The following is a 17,872-nucleotide window of genomic DNA, read 5'->3' as shown; positions in this document are numbered from 1 at the left end:
CCCTTTTGCGCGCATCAGCGCCATGGTTCCCATGCTTCCGAAGGAGCTTGGCAATCAGGCCGAAGCTCCGCAATATTCCGTTGTATGCAAATTCCATCGGGCTCCCGACGGATATGTGGCAGGCCCGTTGCCTTTGATTTGAATGATGGAATCGACCATGACGGTGAAGCGACGGACTGTGCTGGCGGCCTCTGCGGCGGGCATGTTCCTGGCCACGGTAAGGCCACTGGGGGCACAGGCCCAGGATGCCCTGTCCATCGTGCTGCCCAATCAGTTCATCCTGGCCTTCATCGATGTCCTGTTCACGCAGGCCGCCGGATATTTCGAGCGGGAAGGGCTGCGGGTCAGCATCGAGGAAGGTCGCGGCTCCTCCATGGCGTTGCAGCAGGTCATGGGCGGAAACGCAACGATCGCCCGCATCGGGGCCGTCGATCACATCCGGGCAAGCGGGCAGCCGGCGGGCCGTGATCTCGTCGCCATCGGCACGGTACAGCAGACGTCTCCCTGGTTCGTGGTGAGCTTGCAGGACAAGCCGGTGACCGGGCCGCAGGACATGGCGAACCGGACCGTCGGCATCCAATCGGTCGGCGGCACCACGGAAACGCTGCTCGACATCATGCTGGCTGCCCGCGGCGTGGATCGCGCCGGCGTCCAGCGGGTGGTCGTGGGCAACTCGCCGGCTGGGGTCGATCTGATCCGCCAAGGCCGGATCGACGCCTATCTCGTGACTGCCAGCATCGCGGTCGCATTGCGGAAGAGCGGCCAGCCCGTTCACCTATGGAACACGGACACGGTCGCCCCGACGCCGGGCTTCTGCTACTCCGGCAAACGCGACGTGATCGAGCGGCATCAGCCGTTGATCCAGCGCTATCTTCGGGCCGTCCGCACCGCGCTGCTCGACCTGGTCGACGGCAAGGTCGCCATCGCCGATGCACTGAAGGCCATGGAGCGCTACGACATGGCCGAAGCCCGGAATCAGGAGCTTGCCGCCGCCATTTACAAGGAGAACATCGCCTTCCTGCTGGCGGACGGCCGGCAAAACCTTCTGCGCAACGTGCCGGAGCGCTGGCAAAGCGCCTACGACCTCATGGTTTCCTGCGGGTTCGCGCCGCCCAACCTGAAGCAGGAGGAACTTTACACAAACCGGTTCATCGACGCGCTGTGACCGGGATCGGCAGCAGCAGCGGGCGGCCGGCCCTGATCGCCTTGACAGGGATCGGCAAGACCTTCGATGTCGGCGCCGGAACGGCGCCGGCGCTCCTGCCCAGCAGCCTGTCGATCGCCGACGGCGAGTTCGTCGTGTTTCTCGGGCCGTCGGGCTGCGGCAAGACCACCCTGCTGCGCATGATCAGCGGACTGCTGGAACCGAGCTTCGGGACCATCGCCATTGCCGGAAGCCCCCTGTGGCACAAGGGTCGCTGCCGGAAGGAACTCCGGTCCCGACTGGGGCTTGTTTTCCAGGAATCGTCCCTGCTCCCCTGGCTGACGGTGGAGGAGAATGTGCTGCTGCCGCTGGATTTGCGTGGGCGGCTGCCGCGCACGGAGCGGCTGTCCGCCGCGCGGGCGATGCTGGCGCTGGTCGGTGCCGCCGACATCGGCGCACGGATGCCTCACGAGATTTCCGGCGGCATGCGCCAGCGGGTGGCCATTGCGCGGGCACTGTCCTACGATCCCGATGTGCTGCTGATGGACGAGCCCTTCGCGGCACTCGACGCGATCTCCCGCGAGGCCTTGAACATGGAGCTTCAGTCGCTCTGGCTCGCGACCCGCAAGACCATCGTCCTGGTGACGCATTCAATGGCGGAGGCGGCTTTTCTGGCCGACCGGATCGTCCTGTTCTCGCCGGGACCGGGGCGCGTCGACAGTGTGATCGGCGTGCCTTTTCCAAGGCCGCGCACCCGCGATCTCACCTATTCGCCGGAGTTCCAGCGGATGGTGCGCGATCTGCACGAACGATTGGCCGGACTGATGGGGCAACCATGAAGAAGGTGCGGTTGCGCGATGCGGTCTGGCTGCCGTGGCTGGTCACGCCATGCCTGCTGGCGGCTGGGCTGCTGGCTTGGCACGGATTCGTCACCGCCCGGGGCGTCTCCCCCTTCATCCTGCCCGCCCCCCGGCCGGTGCTGGAGGAGTGGGTGGCGCTGATGCTCAGCGGGCGGGCCTGGAGCCACACGGCCATGACCTTCGCCGGCTCCGTGGCCGGATTCCTCCTGGCGACCGTCCTGGGTGTGGCCGCGGGCATCCTGCTCTCGCTGTCGCCGACGCTGGAGCGCTTGGCGAAGCCCTTCATCGTTGCCTTCCAGGTTCTTCCGAAGGTGGCGCTGATTCCGCTGTTCGTGGTGTGGATGGGATTCGGCCTGGGCCCGAAGATCCTCACCTCCGCCATCCTGCCCTTCTACCCGATCATGATGAACACGCTGCTCGGCATCCGGTCGGTGCCGGAAGGGTTGCGCGACGTGATGACCTCCTTCGACGCCAGCCGCTTCCAGCTGCTCCGTCGCCTGGAGCTTCCCTATGCCCTCCCCTTCATCGTCACCGGCCTGGAGGTGGGCATCGTCCTGGCCCTCGTCGGCACCGTCGTGGCGGAGTTCATATCGGGAAGCTCCGGGCTGGGATACCTGCTGGTCAGCCGGATCAATTCCTTTGAGACGGAACAGATGTTCGCCATCGTCCTGCAGCTCTGTTTGCTGGGGCTCGTGCTCTATGCCGGAGTGGCGGGGCTCCGCCGGCTGCTGGTGCCGCGCCTCACCCCATCCCGCCCTTGAATGGGGTTGCGACCTGAGCCCGTAGCGCCTCCGACCGCTGCGATGGCGCCACCAGCAGCCGCAAGGTGGTCCATCCGCTCGGCGAAGCCATAGCGGCAGGACCGATTGAACCTTAGCCCCGCCGGCCGCCGGCATTGACGGCGCCGGACACGCCCAGCCGCTCGACGGTCTCGTCGGTGCTCCACAGGGCATTGGCCAGCCAGCGGAAGTTGATCAGGGCCGCGAGATAGCCGTCGCCTTCGGGCAGCTTGCTGGCGGCGGTGGCGTCGCGCACGACGGCGACCTCGAAGCCATGCTCGACGAAATCGCGCAGATGCGATTCCACGCAGAAATTGGCGGCCATGCCCGCCAGGATGACCTGATCCACCCGCTTCTTGCGCAATTGGAACAGCACGTCGTTGGTCTGCGGGCCGGCGATCTTGTGGGGCGAACAGACGATGGTCCGCCCGTCCTGGATCAGGTCGTGGTATTCGGGCATCCAGTCGGCGCCCGACCCGGCGAAGCCCTCGAGCGACAGCGGGTCGCGGCGATCGAACATGCGCAGCCTGTGCATCAACACCTCGCCGGGCGCGGCATGGTCCCAGTCATGGTCGTGCGGATAATAGTAGTGCGGCGAAATCACCACCGGGATACCGGCTGCCTTGGCGGCGACCAGCAGCCGGCCGATGTTGCCCACGGTTCCGTGCTCGGTGATGCTCTCGCCGAAGGCCCCCCAGGCCGCGCCCTGCGGGCTGAGGAAATCGATCTGCGGGTCGGTGATGACGAGAGCGGTCCGGGCGAGGTCGAGGACCATCCCGCCCTTCGGCAGCGCAGGGGACGCGGGGTCGGCGTAGGCGGCCGGAATCCGGGTGGCCATGGTGAACTCCTTCTTTGCAGGGGATGAAATCTTGAGGAGAGGATGACGGACGGGCGTGCTCAGGCGTCGCCTTTCAGGACCGCCGACGCCGCACGCGACCTGTGCAGGCCAAAGGCGACCGCCCAGGCGACGGCGAACAGGACGACGATGAGGAAACCCAGCCGGTCGGACGCGTCCTTCAGCAGGCCCAGGAGGCTCCAAAGCCCGCCGTCGAAGCCAAAATGCTCGCCGATCAGGCCCAGCATCTCGGTTCCGCCGATGAAGCCGGCGAGAAGGGCGGACAGCAGCGTGACGCCCATGTTGTAGCGCAGCCTGCGGGTGGGACGGGCGGTCGCCCAGCGATAGGCCCCCAGCATCAGCAGCCCGTCGGCGGTATCGACCAGCAGCATGCCGGCGGCGAACAGCAGGGGAAAGACCAGGATCGTCGCGAAGGGCAGCCCGTTGACCGCCTGCGCGGCGGACAGCCCGAACACCGCGATCTCCGTCGCCGTGTCGAAGCCCAGGCCGAACAGCACGCCGAGCGGAGCCATGTGCCAGCTCTGGCCGATCAGCCCGAACAGCGGACGGAGAAGCCTTGCCGGCAGCCCTTGCCCGCCCATCATGCGGTCCGGTTCCGCCTGATCCGGAGAACCGCCGGCACGCAATGTTCGATAGGCACGATAGACCGAACGGAACACCAGGATGTTGAGCAGCGCCACGGTCAGCAGGAACAGCGCCGAGATGCCGGTGCCCAGAAAGCCGCCGACCTCCTGCACGCCGCGGAACAGCTCCAACGAGCCGGCGGTGGCGCCGACCGCCGCGGCCACCAGGACCACCAGCGCCGAATGACCGAGCGCGAAGAAGAAGCCGACTGCGACCGGGCGCTCTCCCTCCTGCATCAGCTTGCGCGTGACATTGTCGATGGCGGCGATGTGGTCGGCATCCAGCCCATGGCGCATGCCAAGCCCATAGACCAGCAGCGCCATAGCGAACAACGCCGGATCGCCGCCGAAGGACAGGCAGGCGCCAAGCCAGCCGCCGCCATTCAGCAGCAGAACGGCCGCGGACACCAGGACGAGCCGGGCTTTCAGACCGGGTTGCCTGAAGACGGCGGGCGGTGCGGGAAGCAGGATCATGACGCTTCTCCTTTGACGGTGTTGGGGACCGCGCCGCCAAGCGAAAGCGACCTTTTCGGATATACGATGGAAGTCACCAGGAAGGCGGCCAGCGCAACCTGCGGATCGCGCTCGACGAAGCAGGTCGCGAGATCGGCCGACTGGACCGCGCTCATGGCTGCAGGATGGGCTGAGGAATGGGGTGACGCGCCGCGACCTCGTCCATCTTGCGGGCCAGATCCTCCGGCGTCAGCAGCCCTTTTTGAAAAAGGATGTTGGAGAAGGCGACGATCCAGCGCTCGTAATAGCCGAGCGCGCCGACCATCTCCGACCCCAGCGCCTCGACGCCGCGGCGCTTCTCTTCGGTGTTGATGATCTTGCGGAAGTCGAGCACGTCGGCCAGCGCGTGGCAGCGCTTCTCCCACGGCTCCAACTCATGCTCGACCTGCTCGATCGGTCCGGCGGACAGGCCGCCGATGTCGTTGGGCAGACGCCTGACCAGCTGTTCGCCACCGCTCATTGCACCGTCCTCCCCGTGGGAGCGGCCACCGGGACCACGCCGATCATGGCGTCCCTGGTCACCAGCGCCGCCAGACTTTCTTCATCCATGCCGTCCGTCCCGTCCGGCCGGCGCGGCAGGACGAGGTAGCGGACCATGGCGGTGGAATCGCTGACGCGGATTTCGACGTCTTCAGGAATGACGGTCCCGAATTCGGCCAGCACCGCCCGCGGCTCCACCACCGCACGGGCACGGTAGGCCTTCAGCTTGTACCAATCCGGCGGCAGCCCCAGCACCGGGCGCGGGTAGCAGGAACACAGGGTGCAGACGATCAGGTTGTGCACCGTGGCGGTGTTCTCCAGCACGATCAGCCGGGTGTCGTCATAGAAGCTGATGCCCAGCTCCTCGCACGCCGCCCGCCCATCGGTAAGAAGGCGGCGGCGGAATTCCGCATCCACCCAGGCGCGGGCGACGACCTTGGCCCCCAGCGCCGGGTTGCGGGAATCCAGAACCTCGATCTGCCGGCGGATCTCGTCGGGACCGATCATCCCGCGTTCGACCAGCAGTTCGCGCACCGCGGTTTCCATGATCTCGTAGTAGCCGGGCGGGCCTTCCTGTCCGACGGGGGCATGCGGATGGGCATGCTCATGCTGATGGCCGTGTTGGTGGCCGTGATCTGGGTCGGTCATCGGGTCAGGCCCTTTCCAGCCAAGTCTCGTAAATCTCGATGCGCAGGCCGTCCTTTTCCGGACCGGCATAGTCGGGCCAAACGTCGATCAGCGGGATCGCGACCCGGTAATAATGTCGCCTGGCGCCGGCATTGCGGCCGTAGGCTTCCTGCTCGTTGTCGATGGCGGCGGGTTCGATGACGGCTTCGATCGTGCCGGTCTTGCCGCGCAGGTAGGCGGGCACCCGGTAATGGCCGATGGGGCTTCGGGTGAGGATGCGGACGGCGTCGCCGGGCCGGAAAGCCGGCTCCTCGCCAAGCGCCGTCACGATGCCGGGCAGCGGCGCCGTTCCGGCCGGTTCAGCTTGTCGTTTCACGCGAGCTTCCTTTTGCGACAGGGCCACGGGCTGGCCGACTTGAGAGTTTGCAAGGGATCGCGGGCCGGACAGGGCTCCGGGGGAGGGAGCCCTGTCCGGCGCGATCAGCCGGCGGCGCGGGGAAACTCCGCCGGCTCCGTTCCCGAAGGCGAACCGAGCGTCATGGTCCCTCTTCAGGAACCGTGGCGGCGATGCTGCCAATCCAGGTCAGGATCGTCTTGGACAGGGCGTCGCTGATTTGAACACTGCACAGTTTCGATACGGATCAGGTCGCGGCATCCAGCTTTCGTTCAAATCGACGGGGGATTTTCACAAGATCGACAAGCACTTGATGGGGATAGTCGGGCAACCCAGTCGGGAGGCATCCCGGCACACACACCCATCCACATTGGAACAAGGCCGAGCGACATCCTTCCCACCAGCCACTGCGCGTCAGGTTCGACGCCGGTCCGGTCCTGTTGAAATGAGCGACCCAGGAGCAACCGAAATGAGCGCATCGCACAATGCCGCCATCGTCGATGCGGTGGCCGAAGGATTGATGGTTTTCCCAAGCCCCCACAGCCCCAGCGAGACGGCGGAACGCATGGCATCGGCGGTCGCTGGTCTCGGTATGACCGTGGTCGCCCGCATCGATCATGCCGCCGCCGCGTCCCGAATGGGCCTCCACCTGCGCCCAACCCTGGTGCTGATCTTCGGCAACCCGGCTGCGGGTACGCCCCTGATGGAAGCGGTCCCGACGCTCGCCATCGATCTTCCAATGAAAGCATTGGTTTGGCGCTCCGACGCTGGCCGCACTTGGCTCGCTTGCAACGATCCGGCATGGATGGTCGACCGGCATGCCATTGCTGTCAGAGAGGACGGGTTTGGCGAAGTTCTGGAGCAAATGAGAGCATCTCTTGTCTCCGCCGCGACGCAGGCAACGGGTGCAGATCCGTCGGCCTGAGCAGCCGAAGCCCTGCGGCGCGTGTCTCGGGATGCCCTCGCGGCGCGATCCCGCCGAACAGTATCGATCAAGGCCGAACCAGACGAACTCAATTTTCAAATGCACGAACGCCCCGCTCCTTGCGGAACGGGGCGTTGTGTGAATTCTGGTTGCGGGGGCAGGATGTGGCCTTTACCGAATACGCCATAAGCTCGACTTTGCCGATTATGAAGCGAGCATGGAGGACGGGAGGCCTTAAGGTCCTGCGGTGTACGTGGGTTTTCTCAATACGCAACCAGAACCGCGTCAAGCCGAATTGCCCCACAATTCCAACGCTGACGTACACCCGTCATAACGCCAGTAAATACCCTGATAAAATTCACAATTATTCTGCCGCCTTGAGCCGGTCACCTGCTGAATTCGACCTTTTGATGCCGAACTGCCTGGCTGCACCCGTCAACGGATCATCGACATCGATGCTTCACGCGCGAAGGGGTGGACCTGCCGCGCTGGACGTTTGGCCGGGTGGCTCGGCCGCACTGCAACGTTGCTGAAGCCGCTGGCCGAGCGCATCATCGCCCGTGTACTGGTGGCGGGCAAGCTGCACGTCGACGACACCCCGGTATCGGTCCTCCCCTCAGGCGCCAGCAAGACCAGCGCCGGACGGTTGTAGGTCTATGTGCACGACGACTGAACCTGTCCCCACACCGCACCTCTGGCCGTGTTCTACCGCTACACGCCCGACCGCAACGGCGAGCATTTGCAGCGCCAACTTGCCAGCTGGAAGGGCGCACTGCAGGCCAATGATTACGCCACAATCACCTGAGCTATTCGAAACAATAGGTCCCGTTCAGTTTCATAGGTCAGCCAATGATGTACGCACCACCAGCGGAAACCCTTTCGTTACCGTAACAGGATCGACCATTACGCACCGCTCTTGTACGCAGATTGCATTCTATTGGGATCAGCAGATCCTAAAAGACGCCACTGTGAGCCAATGAGAATGGCAAAAATTTCAAAGACCCCAATTCTGGATCGAGTTCGCAGCCTCCGTGATCTACGGGCCCTCAAGCCCGAACAGCTCCGCCAGTTCGCAGACGAGTTGCGCACCGAGACGGTGGACGCCGTCTCGGTGACCGGCGGCCATCTCGGCGCCGGGCTGGGGGTGGTCGAGCTGACGGTGGCGCTGCATTACGTCTTCGACACGCCCTATGACCGGCTGATCTGGGACGTCGGGCACCAGTGCTATCCGCACAAGATCCTGACCGGGCGGCGCGACCGCATCCGCACGCTGCGCATGGGCGGCGGCCTCAGCGGCTTCACCAAGCGGTCGGAGAGCGAATACGATCCCTTCGGAGCCGGCCACAGCTCCACCTCCATCTCCGCCGGTCTCGGCATGGCAGTCGCCAGCAAGATGAAGGGGGAGCGGCGCAACGTCATCGCCGTGATCGGCGACGGCGCCATGAGCGCCGGCATGGCCTACGAGGCGATGAACAACGCGGCCTCCACCAAGTCGCGGCTGATCGTCATCCTCAACGACAACGACATGTCCATCGCCCCGCCGGTCGGCGCGATGAGCGCGTACCTGTCGCGGCTGATCTCGTCCAAGCCGTACCTGTCGCTGCGCCATCTGGCGAAGGAGATCGCCGACCAGCTGCCGCGTCCGCTGCGCAACGCCGCCCGCCGGGCGGAGGAATATGCGCGCGGCATGGTCACCGGCGGCACCCTGTTCGAGGAGCTGGGCTTCTACTACATCGGCCCGATCGACGGTCACAACCTGGACCACCTGCTGCCGGTGCTGCAGAACGTCCGCGACGCCGATGACGACAAGCCGGTGCTGATCCACGTCGTCACCAAGAAGGGCAAGGGCTATGGCCCGGCGGAGGAGTCGGCCGACAAGCTGCACGCCGTCGCCAAGTTCGACGTGGTGACCGGCACCCAGTCCAAGCCGAAGTCCAACGCCCCGACCTACACCCGCGTCTTCGCCCAGAGCCTGATCGCCGAGGCGGCGGCCGACCCGACCATCGTCGGCATCACCGCCGCCATGCCGTCGGGTACCGGGCTCGACCTGTTCGGGGAGCGCTTCCCCGACCGCTGCTTCGACGTCGGCATCGCCGAACAGCATGCGGTGACCTTCGCCGCCGGCATGGCGACCGAGGGGTTCAAGCCCTTCTGCGCCATCTATTCGACCTTCCTGCAGCGCGCCTACGATCAGGTCATCCATGACGTGGTGCTGCAGCATCTGCCGGTGCGCTTCGCGCTGGACCGCGCCGGGCTGGTGGGCGCGGACGGGGCGACCCATGCCGGGTCCTTCGACACCGCCTATCTCGGCTGCCTGCCCGACATCGTCCTGATGGCGGCGGCGGACGAGCTGGAGCTGATGCACATGGTGGCGACCCAGGCCGCCATCGACGACCGCGCCTCGGCCCTGCGCTACCCGCGCGGCGAGGGCGTGGGGCTGGAACTGCCGGAGCGCGGAAGCCTGCTGCCGATCGGCAAGGGCCGCATCCTGCAGGAAGGCACCAAGATCGCCATCCTCAGCTACGGCACCCGCCTGGGCGAGGCCCGGCGTGCCGCGGCAGAGCTGGCGGCGCGCGGCCTGTCGACCACCCTGGCCGACGCCCGCTTCGCCAAGCCGCTGGACGAGGATCTGGTCCGCCGGCTCGCGCTGGAGCACGAGGTGCTGATCACCATCGAGGAGGGATCGGTCGGCGGGTTCGGCAGCTTCGTGCTGCAATTCCTGGCGACGGCCGGGCTGCTCGACAAGGGCCTGAAGGTTCGTCCGATGGTGCTGCCGGACCGTTTCCTTCCGCAGGACTCGCCGGCGATGCAGTACACGGAAGCCGGCTTGACGACCGGATCCATCGTTGCCACGGCGGTTGCCGCGTTGGGTATCACGACGGATGCCTCGGCTCCCTGCCTTGTCGTCGGGGGCTGACCGGAGGCAGACCGGCAGGCCGTTCCGAAAGGTGTCATTGCTGTGAGGGGCGTCATGAGCGAATGGCCGATACGCGTCGTTCTTGCCCAGCCGAGGGGCTTTTGCGCCGGAGTGGAGCGGGCGATCGACATCGTCGAACGCGCACTCGCGCTCTATGGCCCACCGGTCTATGTGCGGCACGAGATCGTGCACAACAGGCATGTGGTGGAGAGCCTGAGCACGCGCGGCGCCCGGTTCGTCGATGAGGTGGATGAAATCCCCAGCGGTGCCGTGACCATCTTCAGCGCACATGGCGTTTCCATGGCGGTGGAGAGCTTGGCGCGAGAGCGGGATCTGCACGTGATCGACGCCACCTGCCCGCTGGTGACCAAGGTACACCGTGAGGGCCGGCGTTATGCCACGAACGGATTCGATGTCGTCCTTATCGGTCACAAGGGGCACGCGGAGGTGGATGGGACGATCGGACAGATCGACGGAACCGTTCACCTCGTCTCCTCGGTCGCCGACGTTATGGGCTTCCAACCACGCGATCCCGACCGTATCGCCTATGTGACGCAGACCACCCTCAGTGTCGACGACACCCGCGAGATCATCAAGGCGCTTGTCGCACGCTTCCCGCGCATCGTCGGCCCACAGGTCAACGACATCTGCTACGCGACGCAGAACCGACAGGTGGCGGTGCGCGAGTTGGCGCAGCGTGTCGACGTTGTGCTGGTCGTCGGCGCCGCCAACAGCTCCAACTCCAACCGATTGCGGGAGATCGGAGCAGAGATGGGCAAGCCCTGCCACCTGATCGCCGACGCCGGCGCGATCGACAGCGCCTGGTTCGACGGGGCTTCGTCCATCGGCATCACCGCCGGGGCCTCGGCTCCCGAAGTGCTGGTGTCGGGGGTGGTCGATTACCTTGCGAGCCTGCGGCCGATCCGCCTGGAGACGCTGAGCGGTGTCGTCGAAAATGTCCGCTTCCGCCTTCCGTCGGAGTTGGATCCCGACCGCGTCGCCTGAGCCACTGCCCATCAGCGGGAGTAAGTGATGCCGGTTCCCCTTCACCAACAGCTTTCCGTCGCCAGCTATGTCCTCAGGCAACGCCTGGCCGGCCGGACGCGCTATCCGCTGGTGTTGATGCTGGAGCCCCTGTTCCAATGCAACCTCGCCTGCGCCGGCTGCGGCAAGATCGATTACCCGGACACCGTCCTGAAACGCCGGCTGAGCGTCCAGCAGTGTTTGGACGCCGTCGACGAATGCGGCGCACCAGTCGTGTCCATCCCCGGCGGGGAGCCGTTGCTGCACAAGAACATCGGCGCCATCGTCGCCGGAATCGTGGCGCGGCGCAAATATGTGTATCTGTGCACCAACGCGCTGTTGCTGGAGAAGAAACTCGACCTTTTCGAGCCCAGCCGTTATCTGACCTTCTCCGTTCACCTGGACGGCTTCCGCCCGCAGCATGACAAGGCGGTCTGCCAGCCCGGCGTGTTCGATCGCGCCCTGACCGCCATCGTCGCGGCCAAGGCGCGTGGCTTCCGCGTCGGGGTCAACACCACATTGTTCGACGACAGCAAGCCGGAACAGACCGCCGCCTTCCTCGACTGGCTGAAGACGCTGGGGGTCGAGGGCGTGACCATCGCACCCGGCTATGCCTATGAGCATGCACCCGACCAGGAGCATTTTCTGAACCGCAGCCGGACGCACGAGCTGTTCCGCGCCGTGTTCCTCCTGGGTCGCGGAAAGCGCTGGCCGCTCAACCATTCGATACTGTACCTGGACTTTCTGGCCGGCAACCAGCCCTACCGCTGCTCGCCCTGGGGCACGCCGACGCGGAACATCTTCGGCTGGCAGCGCCCCTGCTATCTGTTGGGCGAGGGCTACGCCGCCTCGTTCCGGGAGTTGATGGAGGAGACCGATTGGGACCGCTACGGCACCGGCAATCATGAAAAATGCGCCAACTGCATGGCCCATTGCGGCTATGAACCGACGGCGGTCGCCGACGCGTTGGCACATCCGCTGAAGCTGGCCCGCATCGCACTCAGCGGCCCCGGCGCCTCCCCATGACCGTCAATAGCGCAGCGTCGATCCCGTCTCCGCCCCGCCCTCGCCCACCATGATCGAGGCATCGGCGAAGCTTGGCGGGGCAAGCATGACGCGCGCGTCGTTTCCAAAGCCATAGCCATCCAGGGGGGATTGCCCAACAGATTGCGGTCGATGCGGCGGTTTCCGCTCTCGTCGTGGCAGGCACGCACCGCATAGGTTCCCGGCATGACGCCGGGCACCCTCACCGATACAGCTCCCGGTCGGGCCGGCGCCGTGCCGCGAAGGCGCAGGTGCCGCCGATGAACATGTCCGCGGAGCAGATGCCGACGACGATCTCGCCACGGTCATCCGCCACGCTGCGCACGCTCACCAGGACATCAGCGGCATCCGCAAATGCGGCAGACAGAATAATGACCAAAATTATCGCCGCGCGCATTGGGTACCACCCCTCGGCCACAGTCGGCCACACCGCACATGGATACCGAATGCTACACTTCCCCATCGGCTTCCAATAGTTCGCCAAGGAATAATCGGGATCAATTTGCCGACCGATTCAACCCCGCTCCGCGTTGTCCAACGACAGGTGGCGCCCACGTGTCCCATTCTACTCTGCGACGGCTGACAGAGCTTGCTAGAGCCTTTTTAGAGTCCTGGAGCGTGGCGGCGTGCCGCTGGCCCATCACCACCGTTGTCATGAACCTGCTGCTGGCCGGCTTGGCCGGCTGGTATTCGGTGGAAGGGCTGCGCATCAACACCAGCACCACCGACATGATCTCGCCCGAGGCTCCCTTCCGGCGCGACGCGGAAGCCTACCGGCGGGCGTTTCCCTTCGCCGACGATCAGATCGTCGTGGTGGTCGATTCCCCTTCATCGGACCAATCCGATGCGGCGGCGACGCGCTTGGCCGAACTGATGCGCGAACACCCGGAGTCCCTGGCCGATGTGGAGGTGCCCTCGGCCGATCCCTATTTCCGGCGCTACGGACTGCTGTTTCTGGACCCGCTGATCCTCCAGGATCTGGCGACCCGCCTCGCCGGGGCACAGGCGGCGCTGGGCACATTGAACGAAGCCCCCAACCTGCACGGACTGGCGAGCATGTTCGGCCTTGTCCTAGAGCACGCGGGCGAGGATGCGCCGGCCACCCTGTCGGACCTTCTCGGCCGGCTTGCCGACGCGACGGACAGCGTGGCCTCCGGCCGGCCGGAGCCGGTTTCATGGACCGGGCTGGTCAAACTGAACGACGACGAGCGGTTCGGCGACCGGCGCTTCGTCACTGCGCAGGCGGTATTGGCCGATACGGCGTTCGGGCGTGGCCGGCCGGCGGTGGACGCGGTGCGCCGTGCCATCGATGCCTTGAAGGGAGAACCGGAGGGGAGCGGGGTGGACGCCCGCATGACCGGTGCCATCGTGCTCCGCCAGACGGAGTTGGACACGGTGGCCGATACGGCGGGCATCGCCACCATCCTGTCCTTCATCCTGGTCACGGCGGTTTTGACCGTTGGGATGCGCTCATGGCGGATGATCGCGGCCATGATGATCACGCTGATGATCGGTCTGACACTGAGCGCCGGGCTGGCGGCGGCGGTGGTGGGGCGGCTCAACCTAATCTCGGTGACCTGCGCGGTGATCTTCTTCGGGCTGGGCGACGATTTCGGCAGCCATCTCGGCTTGCGCTACCAGGAGGAGCGGCGCCGCGGCCATCCCCCGCCCGCCGCTGTTCTGGAGGCCGCGCGGAGCGTCGGCGGGCCGCTGTCGCTCAGCACGCTGTGCGCCATCATCGGCTTCCTGTCCTTTGTGCCGACCGAGTATATGGGGCTGGCCGAGTTCGGGGTGATCTCGGCGCTCGGCATGGTGGTGGCGCTGTTCATCAGCCTGACGCTGCTGCCGGCTCTGTTCATCCTCATGCCCCCCGGCCCCGGCGTGGTGCGGGTGGAGCGCGAGGACCGCGCCTACGCCACCTGGATGACCCGGCACAACAGCGCGCTGCTGGGGGTCACCGCGTTCACCGCGCTGGCTTCGCTCGCCGCCCTGCCGCTGGTCCGGCTCGACGTGAATCCGCTGAACCTGCAAGACCGGCGCACCGAAGCGGTGCGCACCTACCGCGAGCTGGCTGAAGTGCCAAGAACCTCCCCCTACTCGGTCAACATCCTGCAGTCGGACTTGGCCTCGGCCCAGGCTATGGCCGACCAGCTGCGCGACAACGAGCAGGTCAGCGGGGCGCGCACATTCGCCAGCTTCATTCCCAAGGAACAGGATGCCAAGCTGCCCATCATCGCGGACATGGCCCTGCTTCTGGGGCCGAGCCTCAGCGCGCCTGCGGAAGTCGCTGCACTCTCCCCCGCCGACCGTGCCGAAGCCGTGGCGACGCTGCGCAACGATCTCACCCGGTTCGCGCAGGGCGACACCGGCAATCCGGAAGCCCGAGCGGCGGCGCAGCGCTTCGCCGAAGCGCTCGAACGCGTCTCATCCGGCGGGGAAGAGGGGTTAACGGAACTCGACCGCGCGCTGACCGGCGGCATCCCGCCGCTGCTGGGCCGGCTGCGGGAGGGGCTGGATGTGGAGCGACCGGTGACCGCTCAGGATGTGCCGGACTCCATCCGCCGCCGTTGGATCGCACCGGATGGGCAGGCGCGAGTCGAGGCGCTGCCCACCCACGATATTTCCGATAGCCGCGATATGGCGCGCTTCGCCAACGCCGTGCTGGCGGTGGCGCCACACGCCACGGGAGCACCGGTGACGGTAACCCAGGCCGGGCGGATCGTTCTGCGCGCCTTCGCGGAGGCGACGGCACTGACGCTCGTGCTGATGGCGCTGGTGCTGCTGGCGGTGCAGCGGAGCCTGTCGGGCATGGTGCTGATCCTGGTCCCGCTCGTCATCGCGGCGCTGTGGACCATGGCGGTGGCGGGCCTGCTGGACATCCCCTTCAACTTCGCCAACGTCATCGTCCTGCCGCTGCTGTTCGCGTTGGGCGTGTCGAGCAGCATCCACATGGTGGCACGCGGGCAGGAGTTGGAGCGGAGCGGAACACACGGGACCAATTATGGGATTGAGCTGCTGGTCACCAGCACGCCCCTTGCCGTGCTGGTCAGCACGCTGACCACCAGCACGGCATTTGCCACCCTTGCGATTTCCAGCCATCGGGGCCTGTCCAGCATGGGCATGCTGCTGGCCATCGCCATCCTGTTCACAATTATCTCGGCACTGCTGGTGCTGCCCAGCCTGATGATCGGATGGCACCGCTGGGTTCATCGCCACACACCAGCAGCCGATCCGACGTCGCCGACCCGGCGATGAGCCCGCCGCGCCAAGCGGCCGCCACGGTGGCGCCCGGCAGGCGCCGCCCGTCATCCTCGACGACCACCTCGGCCCTGGTTCGGCCCACCCCGACTTGCCCTGCCCCGTCCGCCCCGAGCGCCACGATGCGTGTCGGGGTGGCCGTCATGTCCGTCAGGCCGATGCGATGCCCGAAGCGGTGCAGGGCCAGCGCGAGCAACGACGGATGCACCGCGGCCAGCACTCGGCCCTCCAACGCTCCGCCAACCGCGCGGCTCAGATTGTCGGGTCCGCCGGGAACGGCGATCCGTTCCGGCACGGCCGCACCGTCACCCGCCAGCAGTGCCGACAGCCGGTAGACGAGCACAGCATCCTCCCGCGTTGCCGCGACGAACAGGCGGTCGGCGGCGACATCCGGCAGCAGGCCGTTGGCAAAGCCGATCCCCGTCGCCAGCATCCGCACCCGCCCCTCGTCCACGAGGCCGACGAAACCGTGGTGAAGGTTCAGGATATTCTCCAGGCCGGCCGCCATCCCGCCGCAGCCGCCATGGTCGCTGGTGAAGAGGAAGCGGCCGGTCTCCAGGAACGCCACGTCGTTGGCACGGCACAGAAACGGACTTTCCACCGTACCCAGATGGCGCAGGTCGTCACCGGAGAGGGAGAAGCGCTCGACCACCGTGTCGCCGGTCCAGCGCCGGTTGATCGCCAGCACGGAACGGCTTCCGTCCGTCTCCACCCGCAGGTCCATGCCATGCGGCCGGAATCCACCGTCCGGATGAAAGCCGGCGCTCAACTCAACGGCCTCGGCCCGCTCCCCGGCGAGTGCCGCCAAAGAGAGCAGGAACAGCCCTCCGCCGGCCTTCTCCGAAACCGCCCAACGGTCGTGAGCGGAAAGGACCGCCCGCCCGAGAGCCTGATCCACCACCAAGTCCTCGATGCCGAACACCGGCCGGCCACCCGCCGTGACCGCCACCGCCCGACAATCCGCGAAAGCCAGTTCCTTCAACCCCACAAGCACCATCAGCCCGATCACTAGCGGACGGATCATGGTGTGACCGCCGGCGCACCCCAGCGGTCGATGAAGGGACTCCACCGGCGCTCCACCCGCTCCCGCCCGGCCTCGGACAGCCGGTGTTCGTTCTTGGCGTAGCCGCGCACCTCGCCCAGATAGGCTTTGAAGCGCGGCTCGGCTGCCGAATAGCCTGGAAGATTGAGCCTGCGGTAGATGCGCTCCGCTTCCGCCAACGGTTCGCGCTCGAACCTCTCGAACGCCACCTCGACGAAACGGTCGGGCGGCAGGTCGGCAGTATCATCCAGCAACGCCTGCATGATCCGGGGATAGTGGTCGAGAACCACCTGCTCCACATCGATGTGGCCGTAGGGCTGGAGCGCCAGCTTGTCCAGCAGCGTGCGGTAGAAATGCACGGTGGACACGAACACCGCCCGCGGGTCGCGATGGATGTGGATGAAGTGTGCGTCGGGCCAGATTTCCCGCAGCATGGCGACGCGGGCACTGTAGACGGGATTCTTGATCAGAAGGCGCCGCCCGCCCTGGGCAAGTGACACTTTCTCCAGCAGATGAACGAAGCGGCGGCGCCAGCCCTCCGTCTCCGCCGCCGTACAGCCTTCGTGGTAAAGGCCGCGTTGCAGGTTCCTGCCGAAATACCGTGGAAAGTAGAGCCCATGATAGAAGGACAGCGGCGACATGTTCGCCAACGCGATCTCGTCCTCCTGCGGCGAGTCGGGCCGAACAGCGACATTGTCGATGTAGCGGCGCTCCGGCAGGGCCCGTTCCAAAACGGGCCGCAGCACGGAACCGAGCCCCATCATGTCCCACGGCAGCCCCACGGCCACCGGCGAGATGAACCCGAATTGCGGATCGCGGCTCAGCAGATTGTAGAGGTGCGTGGTACCGCTGCGCCAATGGCCCAGGATGAAAACCGGCGCCGGCATTGGACCGAGACGTCGGAGCCTCCACGCCACCCAAGCCCGCTCCGCCAACGAGAACGGTGCCCGCAGCAGGGCAGACGCAAACACCGCGGCAAGCGTCGGAACATGGCGCGCATCCACGCCGCCATTGTCCACGATCACCTTAAAAAGCGTCAATGCATCGCAGCCGTAGAGCGGATGGTTGGCACTTGGAAGCCAATCCCGCCAGCAGGTCGGTTCGCGGCTCATGGGGAAGTCTCCCTTTGCTGCACGCTGACGAATGCTAGGCGTGTTTGCTGCTGTCCGCACATCATCCAGAAGGTCGGATACCCCTCGATTCCGACAGACCTTCGATGGCAAGAACCTGTTCCTCCACGCCCAGTCTCTCTCCTGAATCCACAGCAACAGAATGGCAGATTGCTTTCTCGCCATCGACTTGATGAAAATCTGGTGAGCTTGGTTCTAGAGCAGATCGATGGAGAGGTAACTCTGCGATCCACCGACTTCCAATCCGTTGCTGCCTT

General features: G+C 66.0%; 18 protein-coding genes and 1 pseudogene. 9 read left to right on the top strand and 10 right to left on the bottom strand.

Annotated elements, in window-relative coordinates:
• The first annotated feature begins 157 nt into the window (after positions 1-157).
• Genes ACCD06_RS02490 through ACCD06_RS02480 form a run of 3 tightly spaced genes read left to right on the top strand, consistent with a single transcriptional unit; the run spans position 158 to position 2,765 of the window.
• Positions 158-1,165 carry an ABC transporter substrate-binding protein gene (locus tag ACCD06_RS02490; RefSeq protein ID WP_413338532.1) on the top strand — a complete coding sequence of 336 codons (1,008 nt, stop codon included), beginning with the start codon at positions 158-160 and terminating at the stop codon, positions 1,163-1,165.
• A complete protein-coding gene (locus tag ACCD06_RS02485) occupies positions 1,162-1,983 on the top strand; it encodes an ABC transporter ATP-binding protein (RefSeq protein WP_413338530.1) in 822 nt (273 codons plus the stop codon). The genes ACCD06_RS02490 and ACCD06_RS02485 overlap by 4 nt, the downstream gene beginning before the upstream one ends.
• Positions 1,980-2,765 (top strand): ABC transporter permease, encoded by a 786-nt coding sequence (locus tag ACCD06_RS02480; RefSeq protein ID WP_413338528.1) that lies wholly within the window; start codon positions 1,980-1,982, stop codon positions 2,763-2,765. The genes ACCD06_RS02485 and ACCD06_RS02480 overlap by 4 nt, the downstream gene beginning before the upstream one ends.
• A 112-nt stretch (positions 2,766-2,877) precedes the next feature.
• Here ACCD06_RS02480 and ACCD06_RS02475 read toward each other — a convergent pair whose 3' ends face one another.
• The 6 genes from ACCD06_RS02475 to ACCD06_RS02450 are packed head-to-tail and all read right to left on the bottom strand — an operon-like array spanning position 2,878 to position 6,258.
• Complete coding sequence (locus ACCD06_RS02475) at positions 2,878-3,621, bottom strand: cysteine hydrolase (RefSeq protein WP_109156907.1); 744 nt, start codon at positions 3,619-3,621, stop codon at positions 2,878-2,880.
• A 59-nt stretch (positions 3,622-3,680) separates the two neighbouring features.
• Positions 3,681-4,736 (bottom strand): HoxN/HupN/NixA family nickel/cobalt transporter, encoded by a 1,056-nt coding sequence (locus tag ACCD06_RS02470; protein ID WP_413338525.1) that lies wholly within the window; start codon positions 4,734-4,736, stop codon positions 3,681-3,683.
• On the bottom strand, positions 4,733-4,891 hold the full coding sequence (locus tag ACCD06_RS02465; protein WP_158282089.1) for a hypothetical protein: 159 nt from the start codon (positions 4,889-4,891) through the stop codon (positions 4,733-4,735). Before ACCD06_RS02465 ends, ACCD06_RS02470 begins: the two co-directional genes overlap by 4 nt.
• The gene (locus tag ACCD06_RS02460; protein WP_109156909.1) at positions 4,888-5,235 is read right to left on the bottom strand and encodes an SH3-like domain-containing protein; all 348 of its coding nucleotides are present in this window, start codon (positions 5,233-5,235) and stop codon (positions 4,888-4,890) included. Before ACCD06_RS02460 ends, ACCD06_RS02465 begins: the two co-directional genes overlap by 4 nt.
• Positions 5,232-5,903: a nitrile hydratase subunit alpha gene (nthA, locus tag ACCD06_RS02455; RefSeq protein WP_413338523.1), complete on the bottom strand. Its 672-nt coding sequence runs from the start codon at positions 5,901-5,903 to the stop codon at positions 5,232-5,234. The genes ACCD06_RS02460 and nthA overlap by 4 nt, the downstream gene beginning before the upstream one ends.
• Before the next feature lie 4 nt (positions 5,904-5,907).
• Complete coding sequence (locus tag ACCD06_RS02450; protein ID WP_413338522.1) at positions 5,908-6,258, bottom strand: SH3-like domain-containing protein; 351 nt, start codon at positions 6,256-6,258, stop codon at positions 5,908-5,910.
• 487 nt (positions 6,259-6,745) lie between these two features.
• On the opposite strand from ACCD06_RS02450, the gene ACCD06_RS02445 reads away from it, so the two are divergent.
• The 5 genes and pseudogenes from ACCD06_RS02445 to hpnH all read left to right on the top strand — a co-directional run bounded on the left by ACCD06_RS02445 (position 6,746) and on the right by hpnH (position 12,167).
• Positions 6,746-7,201: a DUF302 domain-containing protein gene (locus ACCD06_RS02445; RefSeq protein WP_413338520.1), complete on the top strand. Its 456-nt coding sequence runs from the start codon at positions 6,746-6,748 to the stop codon at positions 7,199-7,201.
• Between the two features lie 397 nt (positions 7,202-7,598).
• A pseudogene (locus tag ACCD06_RS02440) lies at positions 7,599-8,006 on the top strand (IS66 family transposase).
• A gap of 177 nt (positions 8,007-8,183) precedes the next feature.
• Entirely contained in the window at positions 8,184-10,118 is a 1,935-nt protein-coding gene (dxs, locus tag ACCD06_RS02435) for a 1-deoxy-D-xylulose-5-phosphate synthase (RefSeq protein WP_413338518.1), read from the top strand.
• A 54-nt stretch (positions 10,119-10,172) separates the two neighbouring features.
• Positions 10,173-11,123, top strand: a complete 951-nt coding sequence (gene ispH / locus ACCD06_RS02430) for a 4-hydroxy-3-methylbut-2-enyl diphosphate reductase (RefSeq protein ID WP_109157120.1) — start codon at positions 10,173-10,175, stop codon at positions 11,121-11,123.
• A 27-nt stretch (positions 11,124-11,150) separates the two neighbouring features.
• Positions 11,151-12,167, top strand: a complete 1,017-nt coding sequence (gene hpnH, locus ACCD06_RS02425; protein WP_413338516.1) for an adenosyl-hopene transferase HpnH — start codon at positions 11,151-11,153, stop codon at positions 12,165-12,167.
• On the opposite strand, the gene ACCD06_RS02420 is transcribed toward hpnH, so the two are convergent.
• Positions 12,080-12,373 (bottom strand): DUF2141 domain-containing protein, encoded by a 294-nt coding sequence (locus ACCD06_RS02420; protein ID WP_413338514.1) that lies wholly within the window; start codon positions 12,371-12,373, stop codon positions 12,080-12,082. The genes hpnH and ACCD06_RS02420 overlap by 88 nt on opposite strands.
• A gap of 14 nt (positions 12,374-12,387) precedes the next feature.
• A complete protein-coding gene (locus ACCD06_RS02415) occupies positions 12,388-12,516 on the bottom strand; it encodes a hypothetical protein (protein ID WP_413338512.1) in 129 nt (42 codons plus the stop codon).
• Positions 12,517-12,803: 287 nt separating this feature from the next.
• Here ACCD06_RS02415 and ACCD06_RS02410 point away from each other — a divergent pair, with 287 nt between their 5' ends.
• Positions 12,804-15,440, top strand: coding sequence for an MMPL family transporter (locus ACCD06_RS02410; protein ID WP_413338510.1), 2,637 nt, complete (start codon positions 12,804-12,806; stop codon positions 15,438-15,440).
• Here ACCD06_RS02410 and ACCD06_RS02405 read toward each other — a convergent pair.
• Positions 15,337-16,467 (bottom strand): hypothetical protein, encoded by a 1,131-nt coding sequence (locus tag ACCD06_RS02405; RefSeq protein ID WP_413338508.1) that lies wholly within the window; start codon positions 16,465-16,467, stop codon positions 15,337-15,339. The genes ACCD06_RS02410 and ACCD06_RS02405 overlap by 104 nt on opposite strands.
• The gene (locus ACCD06_RS02400; protein WP_413338506.1) at positions 16,464-17,597 is read right to left on the bottom strand and encodes a sulfotransferase family protein; all 1,134 of its coding nucleotides are present in this window, start codon (positions 17,595-17,597) and stop codon (positions 16,464-16,466) included. The genes ACCD06_RS02405 and ACCD06_RS02400 overlap by 4 nt, the downstream gene beginning before the upstream one ends.
• Between the last annotated feature and the right edge of the window lie 275 nt (positions 17,598-17,872).

Origin of the sequence: Azospirillum sp. CT11-132, from assembly GCF_047302835.1 — a bacterium.
In the GTDB taxonomy this organism is placed as follows: domain Bacteria; phylum Pseudomonadota; class Alphaproteobacteria; order Azospirillales; family Azospirillaceae; genus Azospirillum.
The sequence above is the reverse complement of the archived record's forward strand: the minus strand, read 5'-3'. Positions and strand labels throughout refer to the sequence as shown.